This is a genomic window from Pseudomonas sp. LTGT-11-2Z, assembly GCF_003691445.1.
Taxonomy (GTDB): domain Bacteria; phylum Pseudomonadota; class Gammaproteobacteria; order Pseudomonadales; family Pseudomonadaceae; genus Aquipseudomonas; species Aquipseudomonas monteilii.
Window position 1 is genome coordinate 6,013,475 of record NZ_CP033104.1, and the last position, 15,779, is coordinate 6,029,253.

At 62.7% G+C, this 15,779-nt stretch carries 17 protein-coding genes and 1 tRNA gene; 7 read left to right on the plus strand and 11 right to left on the minus strand.

Annotated features, from left to right (window positions below; translation table 11 throughout):
- The first annotated feature begins 24 nt into the window (after nucleotides 1-24).
- The 3 genes from D8767_RS28350 to D8767_RS28360 all read left to right on the plus strand — a co-directional run bounded on the left by D8767_RS28350 (nucleotide 25) and on the right by D8767_RS28360 (nucleotide 2,664).
- Nucleotides 25-101: transfer RNA gene (locus tag D8767_RS28350), tRNA-Arg, on the plus strand.
- Between the two features lie 162 nt (nucleotides 102-263).
- Complete coding sequence (locus D8767_RS28355) at nucleotides 264-1,994, plus strand: dipeptidase (RefSeq protein WP_016714423.1); 1,731 nt, start codon at nucleotides 264-266, stop codon at nucleotides 1,992-1,994.
- 232 nt (nucleotides 1,995-2,226) lie between these two features.
- The gene (locus D8767_RS28360) at nucleotides 2,227-2,664 is read left to right on the plus strand and encodes a CBS domain-containing protein (protein WP_016714422.1); all 438 of its coding nucleotides are present in this window, start codon (nucleotides 2,227-2,229) and stop codon (nucleotides 2,662-2,664) included.
- 6 nt (nucleotides 2,665-2,670) lie between these two features.
- Here the strand turns inward: D8767_RS28360 and D8767_RS28365 are convergent, their stop codons facing one another.
- The 3 genes from D8767_RS28365 to D8767_RS28375 form a co-directional block, all read right to left on the minus strand.
- Entirely contained in the window at nucleotides 2,671-3,309 is a 639-nt protein-coding gene (locus D8767_RS28365) for a hypothetical protein (RefSeq protein ID WP_016714421.1), read from the minus strand.
- A 69-nt stretch (nucleotides 3,310-3,378) separates the two neighbouring features.
- Nucleotides 3,379-3,621 (minus strand): DUF2789 domain-containing protein, encoded by a 243-nt coding sequence (locus D8767_RS28370; RefSeq protein WP_016714420.1) that lies wholly within the window; start codon nucleotides 3,619-3,621, stop codon nucleotides 3,379-3,381.
- 61 nt (nucleotides 3,622-3,682) lie between these two features.
- Nucleotides 3,683-4,141: an aminoacyl-tRNA deacylase gene (locus tag D8767_RS28375; RefSeq protein ID WP_016714419.1), complete on the minus strand. Its 459-nt coding sequence runs from the start codon at nucleotides 4,139-4,141 to the stop codon at nucleotides 3,683-3,685.
- Nucleotides 4,142-4,239: 98 nt separating this feature from the next.
- Between D8767_RS28375 and D8767_RS28380 the strand changes: the two genes are divergently transcribed.
- Nucleotides 4,240-5,586: a nodulation protein NfeD gene (locus D8767_RS28380; protein WP_016714418.1), complete on the plus strand. Its 1,347-nt coding sequence runs from the start codon at nucleotides 4,240-4,242 to the stop codon at nucleotides 5,584-5,586.
- Nucleotides 5,587-5,588: 2 nt separating this feature from the next.
- Nucleotides 5,589-6,341 carry a slipin family protein gene (locus tag D8767_RS28385; RefSeq protein ID WP_122048512.1) on the plus strand — a complete coding sequence of 251 codons (753 nt, stop codon included), beginning with the start codon at nucleotides 5,589-5,591 and terminating at the stop codon, nucleotides 6,339-6,341.
- 30 nt (nucleotides 6,342-6,371) lie between these two features.
- Here the strand turns inward: D8767_RS28385 and D8767_RS28390 are convergent, their stop codons facing one another.
- The 3 genes from D8767_RS28390 to D8767_RS28400 all read right to left on the minus strand — a co-directional run bounded on the left by D8767_RS28390 (nucleotide 6,372) and on the right by D8767_RS28400 (nucleotide 9,638).
- Nucleotides 6,372-7,004, minus strand: coding sequence for a LysE family transporter (locus D8767_RS28390; RefSeq protein WP_016714416.1), 633 nt, complete (start codon nucleotides 7,002-7,004; stop codon nucleotides 6,372-6,374).
- Nucleotides 7,005-7,140: 136 nt separating this feature from the next.
- Nucleotides 7,141-7,728, minus strand: coding sequence for a mechanosensitive ion channel family protein (locus D8767_RS28395; protein ID WP_016714415.1), 588 nt, complete (start codon nucleotides 7,726-7,728; stop codon nucleotides 7,141-7,143).
- Entirely contained in the window at nucleotides 7,728-9,638 is a 1,911-nt protein-coding gene (locus tag D8767_RS28400) for an ATP-binding cassette domain-containing protein (protein ID WP_028699562.1), read from the minus strand. Before D8767_RS28400 ends, D8767_RS28395 begins: the two co-directional genes overlap by 1 nt.
- 50 nt (nucleotides 9,639-9,688) lie before the next feature.
- On the opposite strand from D8767_RS28400, the gene D8767_RS28405 reads away from it, so the two are divergent.
- Nucleotides 9,689-10,171, plus strand: coding sequence for a TIGR02444 family protein (locus D8767_RS28405; protein ID WP_028699563.1), 483 nt, complete (start codon nucleotides 9,689-9,691; stop codon nucleotides 10,169-10,171).
- On the opposite strand, the gene D8767_RS28410 is transcribed toward D8767_RS28405, so the two are convergent.
- Nucleotides 10,147-11,184 carry an AlgP family protein gene (locus D8767_RS28410; protein WP_121757477.1) on the minus strand — a complete coding sequence of 346 codons (1,038 nt, stop codon included), beginning with the start codon at nucleotides 11,182-11,184 and terminating at the stop codon, nucleotides 10,147-10,149. The genes D8767_RS28405 and D8767_RS28410 overlap by 25 nt on opposite strands.
- A 179-nt stretch (nucleotides 11,185-11,363) precedes the next feature.
- Between D8767_RS28410 and D8767_RS28415 the strand changes: the two genes are divergently transcribed.
- Nucleotides 11,364-12,002 carry an FKBP-type peptidyl-prolyl cis-trans isomerase gene (locus D8767_RS28415; protein WP_016714411.1) on the plus strand — a complete coding sequence of 213 codons (639 nt, stop codon included), beginning with the start codon at nucleotides 11,364-11,366 and terminating at the stop codon, nucleotides 12,000-12,002.
- Between the two features lie 9 nt (nucleotides 12,003-12,011).
- Here the strand turns inward: D8767_RS28415 and D8767_RS28420 are convergent, their stop codons facing one another.
- The 4 genes from D8767_RS28420 to D8767_RS29420 all read right to left on the minus strand — a co-directional run bounded on the left by D8767_RS28420 (nucleotide 12,012) and on the right by D8767_RS29420 (nucleotide 15,778).
- A complete protein-coding gene (locus D8767_RS28420; protein ID WP_016714410.1) occupies nucleotides 12,012-12,482 on the minus strand; it encodes an Rsd/AlgQ family anti-sigma factor in 471 nt (156 codons plus the stop codon).
- 231 nt (nucleotides 12,483-12,713) lie between these two features.
- On the minus strand, nucleotides 12,714-13,220 hold the full coding sequence (locus D8767_RS28425; protein ID WP_016714409.1) for a disulfide bond formation protein B: 507 nt from the start codon (nucleotides 13,218-13,220) through the stop codon (nucleotides 12,714-12,716).
- Nucleotides 13,221-13,442: 222 nt separating this feature from the next.
- A complete protein-coding gene (locus D8767_RS28430) occupies nucleotides 13,443-14,681 on the minus strand; it encodes a heme biosynthesis protein HemY (protein ID WP_016714408.1) in 1,239 nt (412 codons plus the stop codon).
- Nucleotides 14,678-15,778, minus strand: coding sequence for a uroporphyrinogen-III C-methyltransferase (locus D8767_RS29420; protein ID WP_016714407.1), 1,101 nt, complete (start codon nucleotides 15,776-15,778; stop codon nucleotides 14,678-14,680). Before D8767_RS29420 ends, D8767_RS28430 begins: the two co-directional genes overlap by 4 nt.
- Nucleotide 15,779: the final 1 nt, after the last annotated feature.

Consider the following 15,779-nt stretch of genomic DNA (forward strand, 5'->3'; position numbering starts at 1 on the left):
AGATGGGTATCATGCGTGCGCGTTGCACTCGTAGCTCAGCTGGATAGAGTACTGCCCTCCGAAGGCAGGGGTCGTGGGTTCGAATCCCGCCGAGTGCGCCATATCAAAAAAGCCCTGGGCCTGAGCCCGGGGCTTTTTCGTTTGTGCGACATGTCGCCTTTTTGGCACTCCCGTGCCATAGGTCATTGGTGTTAGCGTGGGCGTCTTCCCGTTTTTCGGACGGGTAACCCACAACAATGATTGGCGAAGGAATGCACGCAACCATGCACCTGAAAAAACTCACCGCCACCACCCTGCTGCTGGCCAGCATCGGCCTGTTCACCCAGCCGGCCCAGGCCAACCTCACACAGCAGCAGTCCGCTGCCATCGTCAAAGCCTTCGACAGCAGCAACCCAAGCGACTTCAAGCAGTTCCTCGCCAAGCTCAAAGGCAGCGACCTTGCCAAGGCCGACAACCTCGAGGCAACCCTCGACGCCTACCTGGCCAGCAAGCCACTGGCCGCCGAGCAGCAAGACGAGATCAACCGCCTGCTCGGCCTGTATACCCGCATCAAGTATGGCAAGGCAGCCACCGAAACCCTGCGCGAGCTGGTGGCCATCCCCACCTTCAATGTCGAGGGTACGCCGCAGTACCAGAACCCCGAGTTCCTCAAGATTGCCGACAAGATCAAGGCCCTGGCCGACAGCTTTGGCCTGGCCTTCCGCAACATTGACAACCGGGTGTACGAGATTTCGCTCGGCAGCGGCAAGGAAGTCATCGGCATCCATGCCCATGCCGACGTGGTGCCGGTCAACCCGGACAACTGGAAGCTGGCCGACGGCACACGCCTGGACCCGTTCAAGGTCACCCTGGTTGGCGACCGCATGTACGGCCGTGGTACCGAAGACGACAAGAACGGTATCGTGGTGGCGATGTACGCGCTGAAAGTGGCCAAGGACGAGAACCTGCCGCTGGCCCGGCAGTTCAAGCTGCTGATCGACACCACCGAAGAAACCAGCGGCGATGCCATCCCCTACTACTTCGAACGCAACCCCACCCCTGACTACAACCTGGCCCTCGACGGCGGCTACCCGGTGGTGATCGCCGAGAAAGGCTACGGCACGGTCATGGCCAGCTTCAGCAAGCGGGCGGCCACTGGCAAGGGCGCAGAAATCGTCAACCTGACAGGCGGCCTGGCCACCAACCAGATCCCGACCACTTCGGTAGCGACCCTGGTTTCAGACAACCCGACGCAGCTGGCCAAACAGTTGCAGCAAGCCGGTGCCAAGTACGTGAAGCAGCATGGCGGCGACTTCAGCATCGACGCCAAAGCTGAGGGCAAGAACGTGCTGCTAACGGTGACCGGTGTTTCCGCCCACTCTTCGGAGCCGGAGTCCGGGGTGAACCCGGTGGCCCGTATGCTCGACTTCATCAACGGCTTGGGCAAGCAGCTACCGCTCAAGCACAACCACTTCACCGACGCCGCCCGCTATGCTGCCGACAACTGGGGCCTGGACTACCTGGGCAACAAACTCGGCGTGGCGTTCAAGGACGCATTCATGGGCCCGCTGACTGCCTCGCTGACGTTTGTCGGGGTAGATGAAAAGGGCCTGAAACTGGCAGTGAACCTGCGTATTCCGAAGGGCAAGCCAATCGCCACGATCAAGGACGAGCTGGCTGACAAACTGGGCAAGTGGACCCGCCAAAGCCACACCTCGGTAGCCTTCGACTACAGCCTGGACGAGCCGATGTACCGCAACCCTGAGGGCGAATGGGTCAAGGCCCTGCTCGCGGTGGCCACCGAGAACCTGGGCATGAAACATGAGTTCGGCACCTCGGCCGGCGCAACCTCGGTGCACGACCTGCCCAACGGCGTGCAGTTCGGCCTGGCCATGCCGGATGTGAAGTACACCGGGCACAACGACAACGAGTTCAAGACGGTGGAGCAGTTCATGCTGGACCTGCAGATCGTGAGCGAGATGGTCGCGCGGCTTGGGCAGATGCCGAAGCTTTGATTGGCTGTACTGGCCTCTTTGCGGGTAAACCCGCTCCCACAGGGATCGCACAGATTTCGAAGGCGGTGTAGTTCCTGTGGGAGCGGCTTCAGCCGCGAAAAGGCCGGAACAGGCGATCACCCATGACGTTTTTCAATCGACTCCATGCCGTTTCCTGCATTGCCGTGCAGAGCGCCGTGCCGGATGCTTTAGTTACTCCGAGACAGCGCTTTTTTCCCCCGCAGAGGCCCGTATGAAGACCGTCGAACAAATCCTCAAGACCAAGTCCCAGCACCAGACCGTGTACACCATCGGCCCGGATGACTCGGTGCTCGACGCCCTGAAAATGCTGGCGGAGAAAAACGTCGGTGCGCTGCCCGTGGTCGAGGGCAACCAAGTGGTGGGTATCGTCAGTGAACGGGACTATGCGCGCAAACTGGTGCTGAAGGGCCGCTCGTCCGCCGCCACCCCCGTGCGCGAAATCATGAGTGCCCCAGTGGTGACCGTGGAGCCCAAGCAGAAGCTCGATTTCTGCATGAACCTGATGACCGTTCGCCACCTGCGTCACCTGCCGGTGGTCGACAATGGCAAACTGCTTGGCCTGTTGTCGATCGGTGACCTGGTCAAGGAAACCATCACCGAACAGGCCAGCCTGATTCAACAACTGGAGCAATACATCCGCGGCGAATGAAGCGCCTCAATGGTAGGCGCGCTCCAGCTCGTCCAGCTGATGGTCGAAACTGCGCAGGCGCGCCGACCAGGTGTACACCAGCACCTCCAGGTCACGGTTGAGCACGGCAGTATTACCATGGCCACTGCAGGTGGGCTCGCCCAAGTCCAGCTGGTAGCGTTCACGGGCCATGGCCTGGGCCACGCTGGACAGGTCGCGGGCGTAGGCCAGCCAGTGGTGATGGTGGTCATGGATTTCACGGTCCAGTGCTCGGCACTGGCGCTTCAGGGCATCCAGGCTCTGCTCCAGCGGCGTGCCCTTGAGCTCGCCCATGACCTCTTCGAACGTACGCCCCGAATGCCAGTAACTGCCCCAGAAGTAGCGGTCGAATACTGTTTCGACGCGGCGTAGCGCCACCTTGGTGTTCCAGATGGTCAGCAACGTTCGCCCCTGAATCACTTCCCGCTTGTTCAGGTGCAACTGCTGCCAGGCAATCCAGGTCAGCGCCACCAGCGCAACCGCCACAGTGACTGCGGCAGCGGCATACAGGAAATGCACTGCCTGGTTCATCTGCTGCGTCTGCCTGATGCCGTAGAAGTAACTGGCCGTCAGGGTGCCCAGGATCGTCACGGAGCACCAGAAGCCTGGTGCGTAGGGATCTTTCATCGCGCTATCCCCTTATTGTTTTCCTGAGCATAGCAACGGCCAATCACTCGTCAGGTGCCGCTCGGCGCTTTATTTTCGGGGGCGACGCAACGCTTCGTTGAGTTGATCGAAAGGCTCCGCCCAATCGGCATCCTCAATGATGCTGTCCTTGAGAAAGGCACGCTGGGAGTCGGTCCAGAACGGCGCATCCACCAGCTTGATTTCGTTCTTCAGCGGTGAATGGCTGGTGATGAACTGATCGATACTCTTGGGATCGTCGGGCAGGCCCAGCTGTTTGAACAGGTCGGCAAAGCGATGAATCGGCGCTTCCATGGTTCCTCCTCGGTGCCAGGCAAACCGTCCACGACGCCCGCCTGGCAGTGGTGTGAAAACATCAGCACAGCTCGCGCACTTCGGCGTGCGGCACCAGTTTCATATACTGCTCCATGCTCATGTGGATCAAGTGATCGTGGTCACCCGCCTCCAGGTAGACATCGCCTTGGCGGGTAAGGCTTGGGTCGAGCAGCATTTTTATCTGATAGGCATCACCAAGGGCCGGCACGGCGCCGCGCTCGCAGTCACTGAAAAGGCTAGGTAAGCCGCTTTCCCGGGTGAGTTGCCAGGCCCCGGACATGCGTACCTTGGTCATGTCTAGGTGCCGGTTGGCCGGTAGCACGGCCATGATGTAGTTGCCATGACGGTCATCGAGCATCACCGACTTGGCGACCCGCTCGGCGGGCACGCCGGCCGTCCGGGCCGACTCCAGGCTGGTGGCCGAATGGGGATGGGGAATGATGTCGTAATCGCAGTTGGCCTTGTCCAGGCGGGCCTGCAGGGTTTTAGCCATACGCATGATGCACCTCCGGTTTCGCCCCCCAATCTCCAATTTTAGGCCTGACAGCGGCAGGCAGGGCTAAACTTGTGCAATAGAGGCAAACGAGGTGACGACAGGTGATCGCCCGCTGCTGGCGCTGGCTGTTGCTGCTGTTGCTGCTTGGCATTACGCCCGGCGGTCAGGCAGCGCCCGGCGCAGTGTGGGTGCTGGGCATCGACGATGCCATCGGCCCTGCCAGCGCCGATTACCTGGTACGCAGCCTCGACCAGGCCCGGGCGCAGGGCGCGCAGCTGGTGGTCATTCGCATGGACACCCCAGGCGGGCTGGACAGCGCCATGCGCCAGATGATCAAGGCGATTCTCGCCAGCCCCGTGCCAGTGGCCACCTACGTTGCGCCCAGCGGAGCCCGTGCCGCCAGTGCCGGCACCTATATCCTCTACGCCAGCCATGTTGCCGCAATGGCGCCCGGGACCAACCTGGGCGCCGCCACCCCCGTACAGATCGGCGGCCCCCCAGGTGCCCCCAAGGACGACAAGACCAAGGGCAGCGATGATGAAACCCTGGCACGCAAGCAGGTCAACGACGCCGCTGCCTACATCCGCAGCCTGGCGCAACTGCGTGGGCGCAATGCCGAGTGGGCGGAGAAGGCCGTGCGCGAGGCCGTCAGCCTGCCCGCCAGCGAAGCCTTGCGGCTGAATGTGATCGACCTGATAGCCGATGACCTGCCCGACCTTTTGCGCAAGCTGGATGGCAAAACGCTGCAGGTCGCCGGCCAACCGCACCAGCTGCAGACTGTCGGCGCCAGCCTGGTCGAGCACCTACCGGATTGGCGCACACGGGTGCTGGCCGTGATTACCAATCCCGGCGTTGCACTGATCCTGATCATGATCGGCGTGTACGGCCTGTTGTTCGAGTTCATGAACCCCGGCTCTACGGTGGGCGGTGTGGTCGGCGGCATATGCCTGCTGCTGGCGTTGTATGCCCTGCAACTGCTACCGGTGAGTTTCGCCGGGATGGCGCTGATCCTGCTGGGCATCGCCTTCATGATCGCCGAAGCCTTCCTGCCCAGCTTCGGCGTGGTCGGCTTTGGCGGCATCGTCGCCTTCGTGGTCGGCGCTTTGATCCTGATCGACACCGATGCCCCAGGCTTCGGTATCCCGCTGACCTTGATCGGTACCTTGGCCGTGCTTTCGGCGCTGCTGATCGGTGGTGTGCTGGGCATGGCCCTGAAAGCACGACGGCGGGCACTGGTGAGCGGCGACGCCGGTCTGGTCGGCAGCCTGGCCACCGTCACCCAGGTGATACCAGGCAACCCGTTCTGTGGCGTGGTGCTTGCCCAGGGCGAGCAATGGCAAGTGCAATGCGCAACACCGCTGCAAGCTGGCCAGAACGTGCGGGTGACCGCGCGCAATGGCGTGATGCTGGAAGTGAGCGCCGCCACGTCTGCGGCGCAAGGAGAATGAGCATGTTCATGCAAGTGGGTTTCGGCGCGGTGCTGATCGTGCTGACGATGCTGTTGCTATCGGCGTTTCGCATCCTGCGCGAATACGAGCGCGGCGTGGTGTTCCAGCTGGGCCGCTTCTGGCAGGTCAAGGGGCCAGGGCTGATCCTGTTGATCCCGGTGATCCAGCAAATGGTGCGGGTCGACCTGCGTACCGTGGTGCTGGATGTACTGCCACAGGATGTGATCACCCGCGACAACGTCTCGGTCAAGGTCAATGCGGTGCTCTACTTCCGTGTACTCGACCCGCAGAAAGCAATCATCCAGGTCGAGGATTTTCTGGTGGCGACCAGCCAGCTGGCCCAGACAACCCTGCGTGCGGTGCTGGGCAAGCACGAACTGGACGAACTGCTGGCAGAACGCGAGCAGCTGAACCTGGACATCCGCCAGGTGCTGGACGCGCAGACCGATGCCTGGGGCATCAAGGTGGCCAACGTCGAGATCAAGCATGTGGACCTCAACGAATCGATGGTGCGTGCCATCGCCCGGCAGGCTGAGGCTGAACGGGAACGACGGGCCAAGGTGATTCATGCCGAAGGCGAGTTACAAGCCTCGGAGAAGCTGATGCAGGCGGCGCAGATGTTGAGCAAGGAACCGGGGGCGATGCAGTTACGCTACATGCAGACGCTGGGGATGATTGCCGGGGACAAGAGCTCGACCATTGTCTTCCCGTTGCCGGTGGACCTGCTCAAGGGGTTGGTGGACAGGCAGAAATAGCTGGGGCCGCTACGAGGCCCCAGTCATCTATCAGAGAGGTGCGCGACGCAGGGTAGCCAGGAACGTGGCCGCGCCGATGAACAACCCGGCAAAGGTCCGGTTCAGGCGCTTCTGCTGCTTGGGCGTACGCAGCAAGCGCAACACCCGCGAAGCCAACCCGGTGTATCCGGCCATCACCAGCATGTCCACGCTGATCATGGTCACGGTGATCGCCACATATTGCGGCAGCAACGGCGCATGTGGATTAAGGAACTGCGGCAGCACCGCCAGCATGAACACCAGTGCCTTGGGGTTGCTGACGTTGACCAGGAAACCGCGGAACATCAGGCTCAGCGGTTTGCCGATCGGGCGCACGCCGGACTCATCGGCCATGTCCATCGGCAAGGCACGCCATTGCTTGTAGGCCAGATAGACGAGGTAGGCGACGCCAAACCATTTGATGATCTGGAAGGCCGTGGCCGAGGCGGCAAGGATGGCACCGACGCCGGCAGCGATGATGGCGATTTGTACGATCAGGCCTAGTTGCAGGCCCAGGGCATTCCAGTAACCACGCCAGAAGCCGTATTGCAGGCCGCTGGACATCGAGGCAATCGCCCCGGCACCGGGTGAAAGGCTGATCACCCAACAGGCGGCAAAGAAGCCCAGCCATACTTCCATCGACATCACACACCTCGCTCGAACATATGTTGCAAAACGTTAAGCTAAGGTGTTGGTGAAAAAATAACCAGCAAATTTTGAGGATTGTTAATGGCTTTACCGGCCTCTTCGCGGGTTTACCCGCGAAGAGGCCGGTAAAGGTTTAATCAGCTTCGGCAACTGACTCTTTGTGCATCGCCTGCACTTCAGCCCCACGCCAGCGCCGCACCGACTTCTGGAAGAACTGGCTATTAGGCACCTGCACCAGCGCCCCACCCACCTCGGGCAGCTCCATCAGCGTGGTGAACAGCAGGTTGATAGCGATCACCCTGCCTTTTACGCCCGGCTTGTCCAGGGTGTCGACCAGCTCGACCACATCGCCAATGCGAAACGGCCCCACCGTGAAAATCAGCACCGCGCACAACAGGTTCGACAGCACGCTCCACATGGCGAAGAAGGCCACTGCCGCCACCGCGACGAAGCCGGACAATGCAGTCCACAGCACCGTCGCGGAAACGCCCAGCCGCTCCAGCACGAACAACAGCGCGCTGCCCATGATCAGCCAGCGCAAACCGCCACGCACCGGCACCAGCAGCTCCGGTGGCAGCGGGTAGCGCTGACCCAGGCGGCTCAACCCGCGGGCAACGATGCGCTGCAGGACGAAGGCTGCCACCAGGATCAACAGAATCTGCAAGCCCAGCCAGAAGGTGTCCATCCATTGCCCTGGCAGCAGCGAACGCAGTTCCTCCATCAGGACAGCGCCTCGAGCTCGGCCTGCATGCCCTCGAGCGTTTCCAGCGCTTCCATCCAGGCTTCTTCCAGCTCACCTTCGCGTTGTTTGAGCTTGGTCTGGCGCGCCAGAAGGTCACGCAGCTCATCCTTGCGCGCGGCCTCGTAGAGCCCACCGTCGCCTAGTGCGGTCTCGATCTCGGCCAGTTGCGCATGCACCTGGTTCAGCTCGGTTTCCAGCTTGTCGGCGGCCTTCTTGTGCGGGGCAAGCTGCTGACGCAAAGCGGCGGCAGCCTGGCGTTGGGCTTTTTTGTCGGTCTTGTCCGGGTTGACCGGGGCGCTACTGGCCGGCGCACTGCGCTGGCGGTACTCGACCAGCCAGCGGCTGTAGTCGTCCAGGTCACCGTCGAAGGCGTCCACCTTGCCATCGGCCACCAGCAGGAAGTCGTCGGTGGTGCTCTTGAGCAAATGTCGATCGTGGGATACCACCACCACGGCACCGGCAAACTCCTGCAAGGCCATGGTCAGCGCCAGGCGCATTTCCAGGTCGAGGTGGTTGGTCGGTTCGTCGAGCAGCAGCAGGTTCGGCCGTTCCCAGGCGATCAGCGCCAGCGCCAGGCGGGCCTTTTCGCCACCGGAGAAGTTCACGACCGGCTCGTCGCAACGAGCGCCATGGAAGTCGAAACCACCGAGGAAGTCGCGCAGGGTCTGCTCACGTTCGGTGGGCGCGATGCGCTGCAGGTGCAGCAGCGGGCTGGCCTTGTCGTCCAGCGAGTCGAGCTGGTGCTGGGCGAAGTAGCCAACGGCCAGGTTTTCGCCCCGCACCAGGCGGCCAGACAATGGCTCCAGTTCACCTGCAAGGTTTTTGATCAGCGTCGACTTGCCCGCGCCGTTAGGCCCAAGCAAACCGATACGCGCGCCTGGGGTGAGCTGCAACTTGACCTTGTCGAGGATGGCCTTGTCGCCATACCCCAGCCGGCCTTCGGACAGGCTCAGCAACGGGCTGGAGATTTTCTGCGATTCGCGGAAAACGAAGTCGAACGGCGAATCCACATGCGCCGCCGACAGCTCTTCCATGCGCTCCAGGGCCTTGATCCGGCTTTGCGCCTGGCGAGCCTTGGTGGCCTGGGCCTTGAAGCGGGCGATGTATTTTTCCATGTGCGCGCGCTGCGCCTGCTGCTTCTCGTAGGCTTGCTGCTGCTGCGCCAGGCGCTCGGCACGGGTGCGCTCGAAGGCGGTGTAGCCACCTTTGTACAGGTTCAGCTTGCGCTGCTCGACGTGCAGCACATGGTCGACCACAGCGTCGAGGAAGTCGCGGTCGTGGGAGATCAGTAACAGCGTGCCGGGGTAGCCCTTGAGCCAGTCTTCCAGCCACAGGATGGCGTCCAGGTCGAGGTGGTTGGTGGGCTCGTCGAGCAGCAGCAGGTCGGACGGGCACATCAACGCCTGAGCCAGGTTCAGGCGCATCCGCCAGCCACCCGAGAAGTCACCGACGCGGCGATCCATCTGCTCGTTGGTGAAGCCCAGGCCGGCCAGCAGCTTGCGCGCGCGGGCATCGGCGGTATAGCCGTCGGCGCTTTCCAGCTCACTGTGCAGGCGCGCCAGGGCAGTACCGTCGTGGGCCTGCTCGGCGGCGGCCAGTTCGGCCTGGACCTTGCGCAGGCGCACGTCGCCGTCGAGCACATAGTCCACGGCCAGGCGATCGAGGGTATCGACCTCCTGGCGCATGTGGGCGATGCGCCAGTCACCGGGCAGTTGGCAGTCACCGGCATCGGGTGACAGCTCACCGCGCAGCAAGGCGAACAGGCTGGATTTTCCGGCACCGTTGGCGCCGATCAGGCCGGCCTTGTGACCGGCGTGCAGGGTCATCTCGGCGCCTTCTAGCAAGCGCTGCGGACCACGCTGTAAAGTGAGGTTGGATAGTCTGATCATGATGGTCGCGGAGTCTACCAGCTTCCTCGGCCCATAGCGCGAGTGGAACCATGCACACCGACCTGTGGAATCACGCCCTGGCCCTGTATGCCAGGCCCGGCGCGGAAGCGGCCTGCCTTGAGCTACAGGCACTGGGCGGCGATGTCTGCCTGCTGTTGTGCGCAACCTGGCTGCAGGCGCGAGGCGTGGCGGTGCTGGATGAGCGCGTGCAGGCGTTAACCGAAATCGCCGGGGCCTGGCAGCGTGACGTGGTCGCCCCGTTACGCTGCCTTCGCCAACAATGGCGAGCAGCGGCATCGGGTGATGCGCAACTGGCGGCGTTGCGTGAACAGGTGAAGGTGCTGGAGTTGCAGGCCGAAAAGACCTTGCTTGAGCGTTTGCAGGAGCGCTCGCGACAGTGGCCCACGGACTCGCATGGGCTCACGGACGACTGGCTGGCCCGGCTGGCGCCGGAGCCTGCCTGCCGCCACGACGCGCTGGATCAGTTGCGCGCCGCAGCGGCTACGCTTCAGGACGCCGAAGACGGCGCCTGAGCCGGGGTGCTGGCGGGTGTCGACGATGCTACCGAAGCAGCCGGGGTGGCCGAGTTGGTTGCAGCAGCCGGGGTGCTGGCGGCAGGCGTAGCCGGTTTGGCTTCGGCTGGTTTGCTGGCAACAGGTTTGGCGGCAGCTGGCTTGGCAGCCCTGCGTGCCGGGGCTTTGGCGGCAGCTGGTTTCGCGGCTGGCTTGGCTGCGGGTTTGGCAGCAGCAGTCGCTTTGGCAGCTGGCTTCGCCGCAGGCTTGGCAGCAGCGGTCGCTTTGGCGGCTGGCTTCGCCGCAGGTTTGGCTGCAGCGGTCGCTTTGGCAGCTGGCTTCGCCGCAGGCTTGGCAGCAGCAGTCGCTTTGGCAGCTGGCTTCGCCGCAGGTTTGGCTGCAGCAGTCGCTTTGGCGGCTGGCTTCGCCGCAGGTTTGGCTGCAGCAGTCGCTTTGGCAGCTGGCTTCGCCGCAACTTTGGCTGCAGCGCTCGCTTTGGCAACTGGCTTCGCCGCAGGTTTGGCTGCAGCAGTCGCTTTGGCGGCTGGCTTCGCCGCAGGCTTGGCTGCAGCGGTCGCTTTGGTAGCTGGCTTGGCTGCAGGCTTGGCTGCAGCCGGCTTGCTGGTTTTGGCAGCACGCGAATCCAGCGCCTTGGCTGCCGCTTCGCGAACCTTGCCTACACCCTGGGCCAGCTTGAGGCTGTCTTGAGCGTCACGCTTGAGTTGCTGAATATAAGAGCGGGTCTGGGTTTGGCGTTCCTTGAGGGAATCGAGCAGTTCTTCAAGTTCGCCGATGGCTTTTTGCGCTTTGGTCTGCGCCTTGGCTTTACCTGCCTTCGCGGCATCCTGCAATTTCAGGCGGCCGTTGTGCAGTTTTTCCTGCGCTTTGCCACGCTGCTTTTCCAACCTGGCCAGCAATTTTTCCGCATCAGCCAGCGCTTGCGAGCAGGCCTCTTCCAAGTGTTCGAGCAGGCTGCCCGAAAGTTGCTGGAGCAGGTGTAACGGCGTACTTACTGGCTTCTTTTTGGCCGACATGGTTTACCTCCTGGCTGACGAGATTGCGGCTCATACTATGCTTCTGCTGCTACCGCCGCTAGGGCATGTTGACCGTAATATTTACACCGCGTTGCATGCCTGGGCAAAGTTGTTATCTTGCAGCTGCGTGAAAGTGTAGTTGCTGAATTAATCATTGCTGATATTTGGGAGTCCGGGCATTGCCTCGATATCTTGTTTTAGGTTTATGCCTGCTGGCACCCATCGCCCTTGCCGACAGCGACGATCACGATCTGGCCTACAGCCTGGGTGCCAGCCTGGGTGAGCGCCTGCGCCAGGAGATGCCAGGCTTGCAACTGGAAGCACTGGTCGAAGGCCTCAAGCAGTCCTATCAGGGGCAACCGCTAAAGCTCGACAAGGCACGCATGCAGGCAGTGCTTCAGCAGCATGAAGCGCAGGAAAGTGATGCCGCAACACAAAAATTGCAGGCAGCCGAAACACGCTTCATGGCCAATGAGCGCGGACGTTATGGGGTACACGAACTGCCGGAAGGCGTGCTCTACAGCGAACTGCAGGCAGGCACGGGCGCGCAACCCAAAGCAGGTGGCAAAGTACAAGTGCGCTATGTGGGAAAGTTGCCGGATGGCTCGGTGTTCGACCAGAACCAGACGCCCCAATGGTTCAGCCTGGATTCTGTAATCGAAGGCTGGCAGGTGGCCCTGCCAAAGATGCACGCGGGCGCCAAATGGCGCCTGGTGATTCCTTCAGCGCAAGCCTATGGCGCCGAAGGAGCGGGTGACCTGATCGCACCCTATACACCTTTGGTATTCGAGATAGAGCTGCTGGCGGTTGGCGACTGACGCCAACCTTCAGGCCTCGACAGCGCCCTCTTCCTTGTGCGCAGTGTGCAGCACTTCGATCAGGCAGTCTTCGAGTTCAAAGCGCTCGTGCAGCAGGCCGCCCAGCTTGGCCAGCTTCTCGGCGAAGCGCTCGGTGTCCTTGCACTCGCCCTTGCTGCAATGATCATTGAAAGCCAGTGCAATCTGGGTGATGTCATTGATCCGCGGGTTGATCTCTTCAGCCAGCTTCAACGCTTTCTCGTCATCGAACGCCTTGGCCTCACTGACCAGTTGTTCGCAGACTTCGAAATGCCACGCCGAAACGTAGTCGACAAGGAGTGCGCAGAAGTCCCCGTGCGTATCCTTGTCGGCGAAGGCCGGCTTCACATCGCGCAGGGCGCGGAAAGCCTGCACCAGTTCCTGGCGCTCTTTCAGCCACCGGTCGATCAGGTCGTGAACCCCACCCCAGCGTTCCTGAGCATTCTGACAACTATCGAGCATGGCGATCTCTTCCCTTCTGGGTAGATGCCGCTGCACCTCGCACCACGACCGCGCAGCACAAAGGTGACATCAGCAGGACGGCATCGAGCAGTTGTGTTTTCGGTATACGTGCTGCGAGATTATTCCCGCGCGTGCTGCCCATCAAGGTACGCAGCACACAAAGTTCATACAAGTGTTTAATACCCCGTTACAGCGCCATTGGTCGCACTCATGACGCAACCTTGCGCCAGGTCAGTTTATTGCCAGGGTGCGGAAACGATACGCCAGCAGGCAACTCAAGGGCAGCGCCGCCAGCAGCAGGAAGGCCAGCAGGCTCCACTCGGGCAGTGTCAGGTCGAGAAAGCTCCAGGTCAGCGAGTTGCAATCCGGGCCACCCAACAACAGTTGCCGCGCCGCCTCGCTCCAGGATTGCTCAAACACCCGCCCAATCGGCACCGGGCATACATGCATGACCGTACCAGCGCCCTGCAACCAGACATGCCGCGCCGCCAGCAACGCACCGGCCAGCGAGCAGCCCAGCGTCGCCCGCGCGTACTGGCGGATGCCCTGCAAGCCTGGCGCCTGCAGCAAAGCCCCCAGGCACAACAACGCGTACGCCGCGAGCAGCAAACGCTGGCTGAAGCACAAGGGGCACGGCACCAGCCCTGGCATGTTTTCCAGTTGGAAAGACGCAGCCAGCACCGCCAGTGCGGCCAGGCAGGCAGGAAGGAAAAAGGAGCGCAAACGGGCCGGCAGCATGGGCGGTGAAGGTCCCGGGGAAGATGTAGTGGCTTGAAACGGTAGAGGAAAGACGCGCTTTGTTTCAAGGCGCGACAGCAACGACAAGTCGCTGAATCGTGTAGGAAATTTCCAGAGTGGCGGTAGGAGCTGACTGAAGAAATGGATTGCAGCGCCAACGTGCGGGCGTAGATAAATTACCAACCCCCAAAGCCCGCACCTTGGCGCGGGCCTTGGGGTGGGTCAGGCGCGTACGCCTTCTGGCAACGGCAGGGCCAGCAGGCGCTCGTCCAGCAGGCCGAGGCCCTCCTGGAACAGCTGGTTGCTGCGTTCGGTCTCGCCCAGGCCAGCAAGCAGGCGGGCCAGTTCGGCACAAGCCTCGGGGTTGCGCTCCATGCGCAGGCTGCTTTCCAGATAGTCACGAGCCTTGCCCCACAGGCGGTTCTGCAGGCTCAGGCGGCCCAGGGTCAGCAGCAGGCTGGCGTCTTGCGGATGAGCCTTGAGCCAGCCTTCGGCGGTTTGCAGCTGGCGCGCCGGGTCATCACCGCGCACCAACCCGTACAAGCGGGCCAGGTGGCTTTCGTAGTCACGCTTGAGCGCAGTGCGCAGCACCTGTTCGGCCTCGCTCTGCGCGCCCACCTGGCGCAATTGCTCGGCGTATGCCAGCACCAGCTGTGGCTCCTGGCGCTGGGCTGCTGTCAATTGCTGCCAGGCTCGCTCCAGGGCCTGACGCGCACTTTGTGCGTCTTCGCCACGGGTAGTGGCCAGGCTCAGGTTCTGGCCCCAGGCGCGTTGCTCAAGGGCAGCCAGCTCGGCGGGCGGCAGTACCTTGCCCTTGCGTAGGTCGGGCAAAAGGCGGATGAGGGCCGACCAGTCACCACGTTCCAGGTGCAGGCGTTGCAGCAGGCGCAGCACCTGAGTGTTGTGCGGGTGACGCTCCTGCATGGCCAGCAGGGTTTCCAGGGCCCCGTCACTTTCGCCACGGTCCATCTGCAACTGGGCATGCGTCAGGGCAATGGCCAGTTCCGCTTGTGGCTGGCGCTCCAGCGCCCGCTCCAGCAGGTTGTCACTGTCTTCGGTGCGGCCTTGCTCGTTGGCGGCACGCGCGGCACCAAGGTAATACAGCAGCGGTTGGCGCTCGGCCTCGGCGGCACGGTGCAAGTGGCGCTGGGCGCTGGCCCAGCGGCCTTCGGCGAGGTCCAGCTGGCCCTGTTCGATGGCCACGCGAATGCGCCGGCTACGGTTGCGCCGCGACCACGGGTTGACCACGCCGCTGGAGGTCAGCACCAGGCCAACCAGGTAACGCAACAGCCACAGCAGTGCGACCACGGCCAGCAGGCCGGCCAAGGCCGCCCAAAGCCCCGACTGATAGCGGAAGCCACCATAGGAAATCAGCACGTAGCCGCTGTGCTTGGCGACTGCGATCCCCAACGCCGCAGCGACCACAATCGCCAGCACAGCCAGCAGGTAGACACGCTTCATGGCTTGCCCCCTTCAGCCTCGGCCGGCAGGTGGCGGCGCTGAATGTAGGCCTGCACGGCCGCCAGGCTCTCGCTGAGGTCGGGGGTAACCACCGACACCGGCTGATCGGCCAGGGCATTCAGGCTGTCGAGCATGGCCTTGCTTTGTGGGTTGTCGGCGTTGAAGTTGGCCAACAGTACGCTACGGGCGTCGTCCAGCGCCTGGGTGTAAACCTTGGCATCACCATTGAGTGCGGCCCACTGGGCCTGCTCGATGGTCAGGCTGAGGGCCAGGCGCAGCTGGTTCAGTTGCTGCCCGGCCAGCAACGGCCGCACGTTGTCATCGGCATTGAAGTCGATCTGGAAGTACTTGGATATTTCTGCCCACCACTGCGACAGGCGACTGGCACCATCACCTTCGGCAGTCAGGGCGCCGAGTGCATCGGCGTTGCTGGCAAACTCGGGGGACTGGGCACTGAGCTGCTGCACCAGCTCGCGCTGAGCGGCCAGCTTCAGGAACAGACCGGTACGGTCTGGCTGCTGGGTGCTGTTGAGCGTGGCCAGGCTGCGTGCCAGTTGTTCGCGAGCGGCGAAGGCACCTGGGTCGCTCTGTTCGCGCAGAATTTCGTCAGCGCCCTCGACCAGGGCCTTGGCGCTGGTGATGTCCTGTAGTGCCGACAAGCGCAGGGTGGCCAGGCGCAGCAAGTGCTCGGCCTCGGCCAGGCGCCATTCCTTGCGGCTCTCGCCAAGTACGGTTTCCAGGCGCTGGCTGAGGCGTTGCTGGTCACCTTGCAATTGCGCCACCAGGCGGCGGCGGTCTTCCAGCTCGCTGGCAGCCGGCAGGCTGGCCAGTTGCGCGCTGATTTGCTGTTCGCGTTGTTGCAAGGCTTCGGCGCGCTGGTTCAGCGCTTCGATGTGCTGGCCCTGGTTGAACTCACTGCCTTGCAGTTGGCGTACCTGCCAGACACTCCAGCCACCTACCGCCACCCCGGCTGCACCCAGCAGCAAGGCCAGCGCTGCCAGGCCACTGCCGGAGCGCTTGGCGGGTGGGGCGGTGACGGGTTCCACCGGCGCTTGTGCCGACGGCTGATCGTTTTTGGACAAGACAGTCTCGCTCACG

Excerpts from the sequence above, each read along its gene's own strand:
- D8767_RS28400 (WP_028699562.1), bottom strand. The coding sequence starts at position 9,638 with ATGATCAGACTATCCAACCTCACTTTACAGCGTGGTCCGCAGCGCTTG.
- D8767_RS28365 (WP_016714421.1), bottom strand. The coding sequence starts at position 3,309 with ATGAAAGATCCCTACGCACCAGGCTTCTGGTGCTCCGTGACGATCCTG.
- D8767_RS28420 (WP_016714410.1), bottom strand. The coding sequence starts at position 12,482 with ATGCTCGATAGTTGTCAGAATGCTCAGGAACGCTGGGGTGGGGTTCAC.
- D8767_RS28360 (WP_016714422.1), top strand. The coding sequence starts at position 2,227 with ATGAAGACCGTCGAACAAATCCTCAAGACCAAGTCCCAGCACCAGACC.
- D8767_RS28425 (WP_016714409.1), bottom strand. The coding sequence starts at position 13,220 with ATGCTGCCGGCCCGTTTGCGCTCCTTTTTCCTTCCTGCCTGCCTGGCC.
- D8767_RS28390 (WP_016714416.1), bottom strand. The coding sequence starts at position 7,004 with ATGTCGATGGAAGTATGGCTGGGCTTCTTTGCCGCCTGTTGGGTGATC.
- D8767_RS28370 (WP_016714420.1), bottom strand. The coding sequence starts at position 3,621 with ATGGAAGCGCCGATTCATCGCTTTGCCGACCTGTTCAAACAGCTGGGC.
- D8767_RS28430 (WP_016714408.1), bottom strand. The coding sequence starts at position 14,681 with ATGAAGCGTGTCTACCTGCTGGCTGTGCTGGCGATTGTGGTCGCTGCG.
- D8767_RS28355 (WP_016714423.1), top strand. The coding sequence starts at position 264 with ATGCACCTGAAAAAACTCACCGCCACCACCCTGCTGCTGGCCAGCATC.
- D8767_RS28410 (WP_121757477.1), bottom strand. The coding sequence starts at position 11,184 with ATGTCGGCCAAAAAGAAGCCAGTAAGTACGCCGTTACACCTGCTCCAG.
- D8767_RS28385 (WP_122048512.1), top strand. The coding sequence starts at position 5,589 with ATGTTCATGCAAGTGGGTTTCGGCGCGGTGCTGATCGTGCTGACGATG.
- D8767_RS28375 (WP_016714419.1), bottom strand. The coding sequence starts at position 4,141 with ATGCGTATGGCTAAAACCCTGCAGGCCCGCCTGGACAAGGCCAACTGC.
- D8767_RS28405 (WP_028699563.1), top strand. The coding sequence starts at position 9,689 with ATGCACACCGACCTGTGGAATCACGCCCTGGCCCTGTATGCCAGGCCC.
- D8767_RS28395 (WP_016714415.1), bottom strand. The coding sequence starts at position 7,728 with ATGGAGGAACTGCGTTCGCTGCTGCCAGGGCAATGGATGGACACCTTC.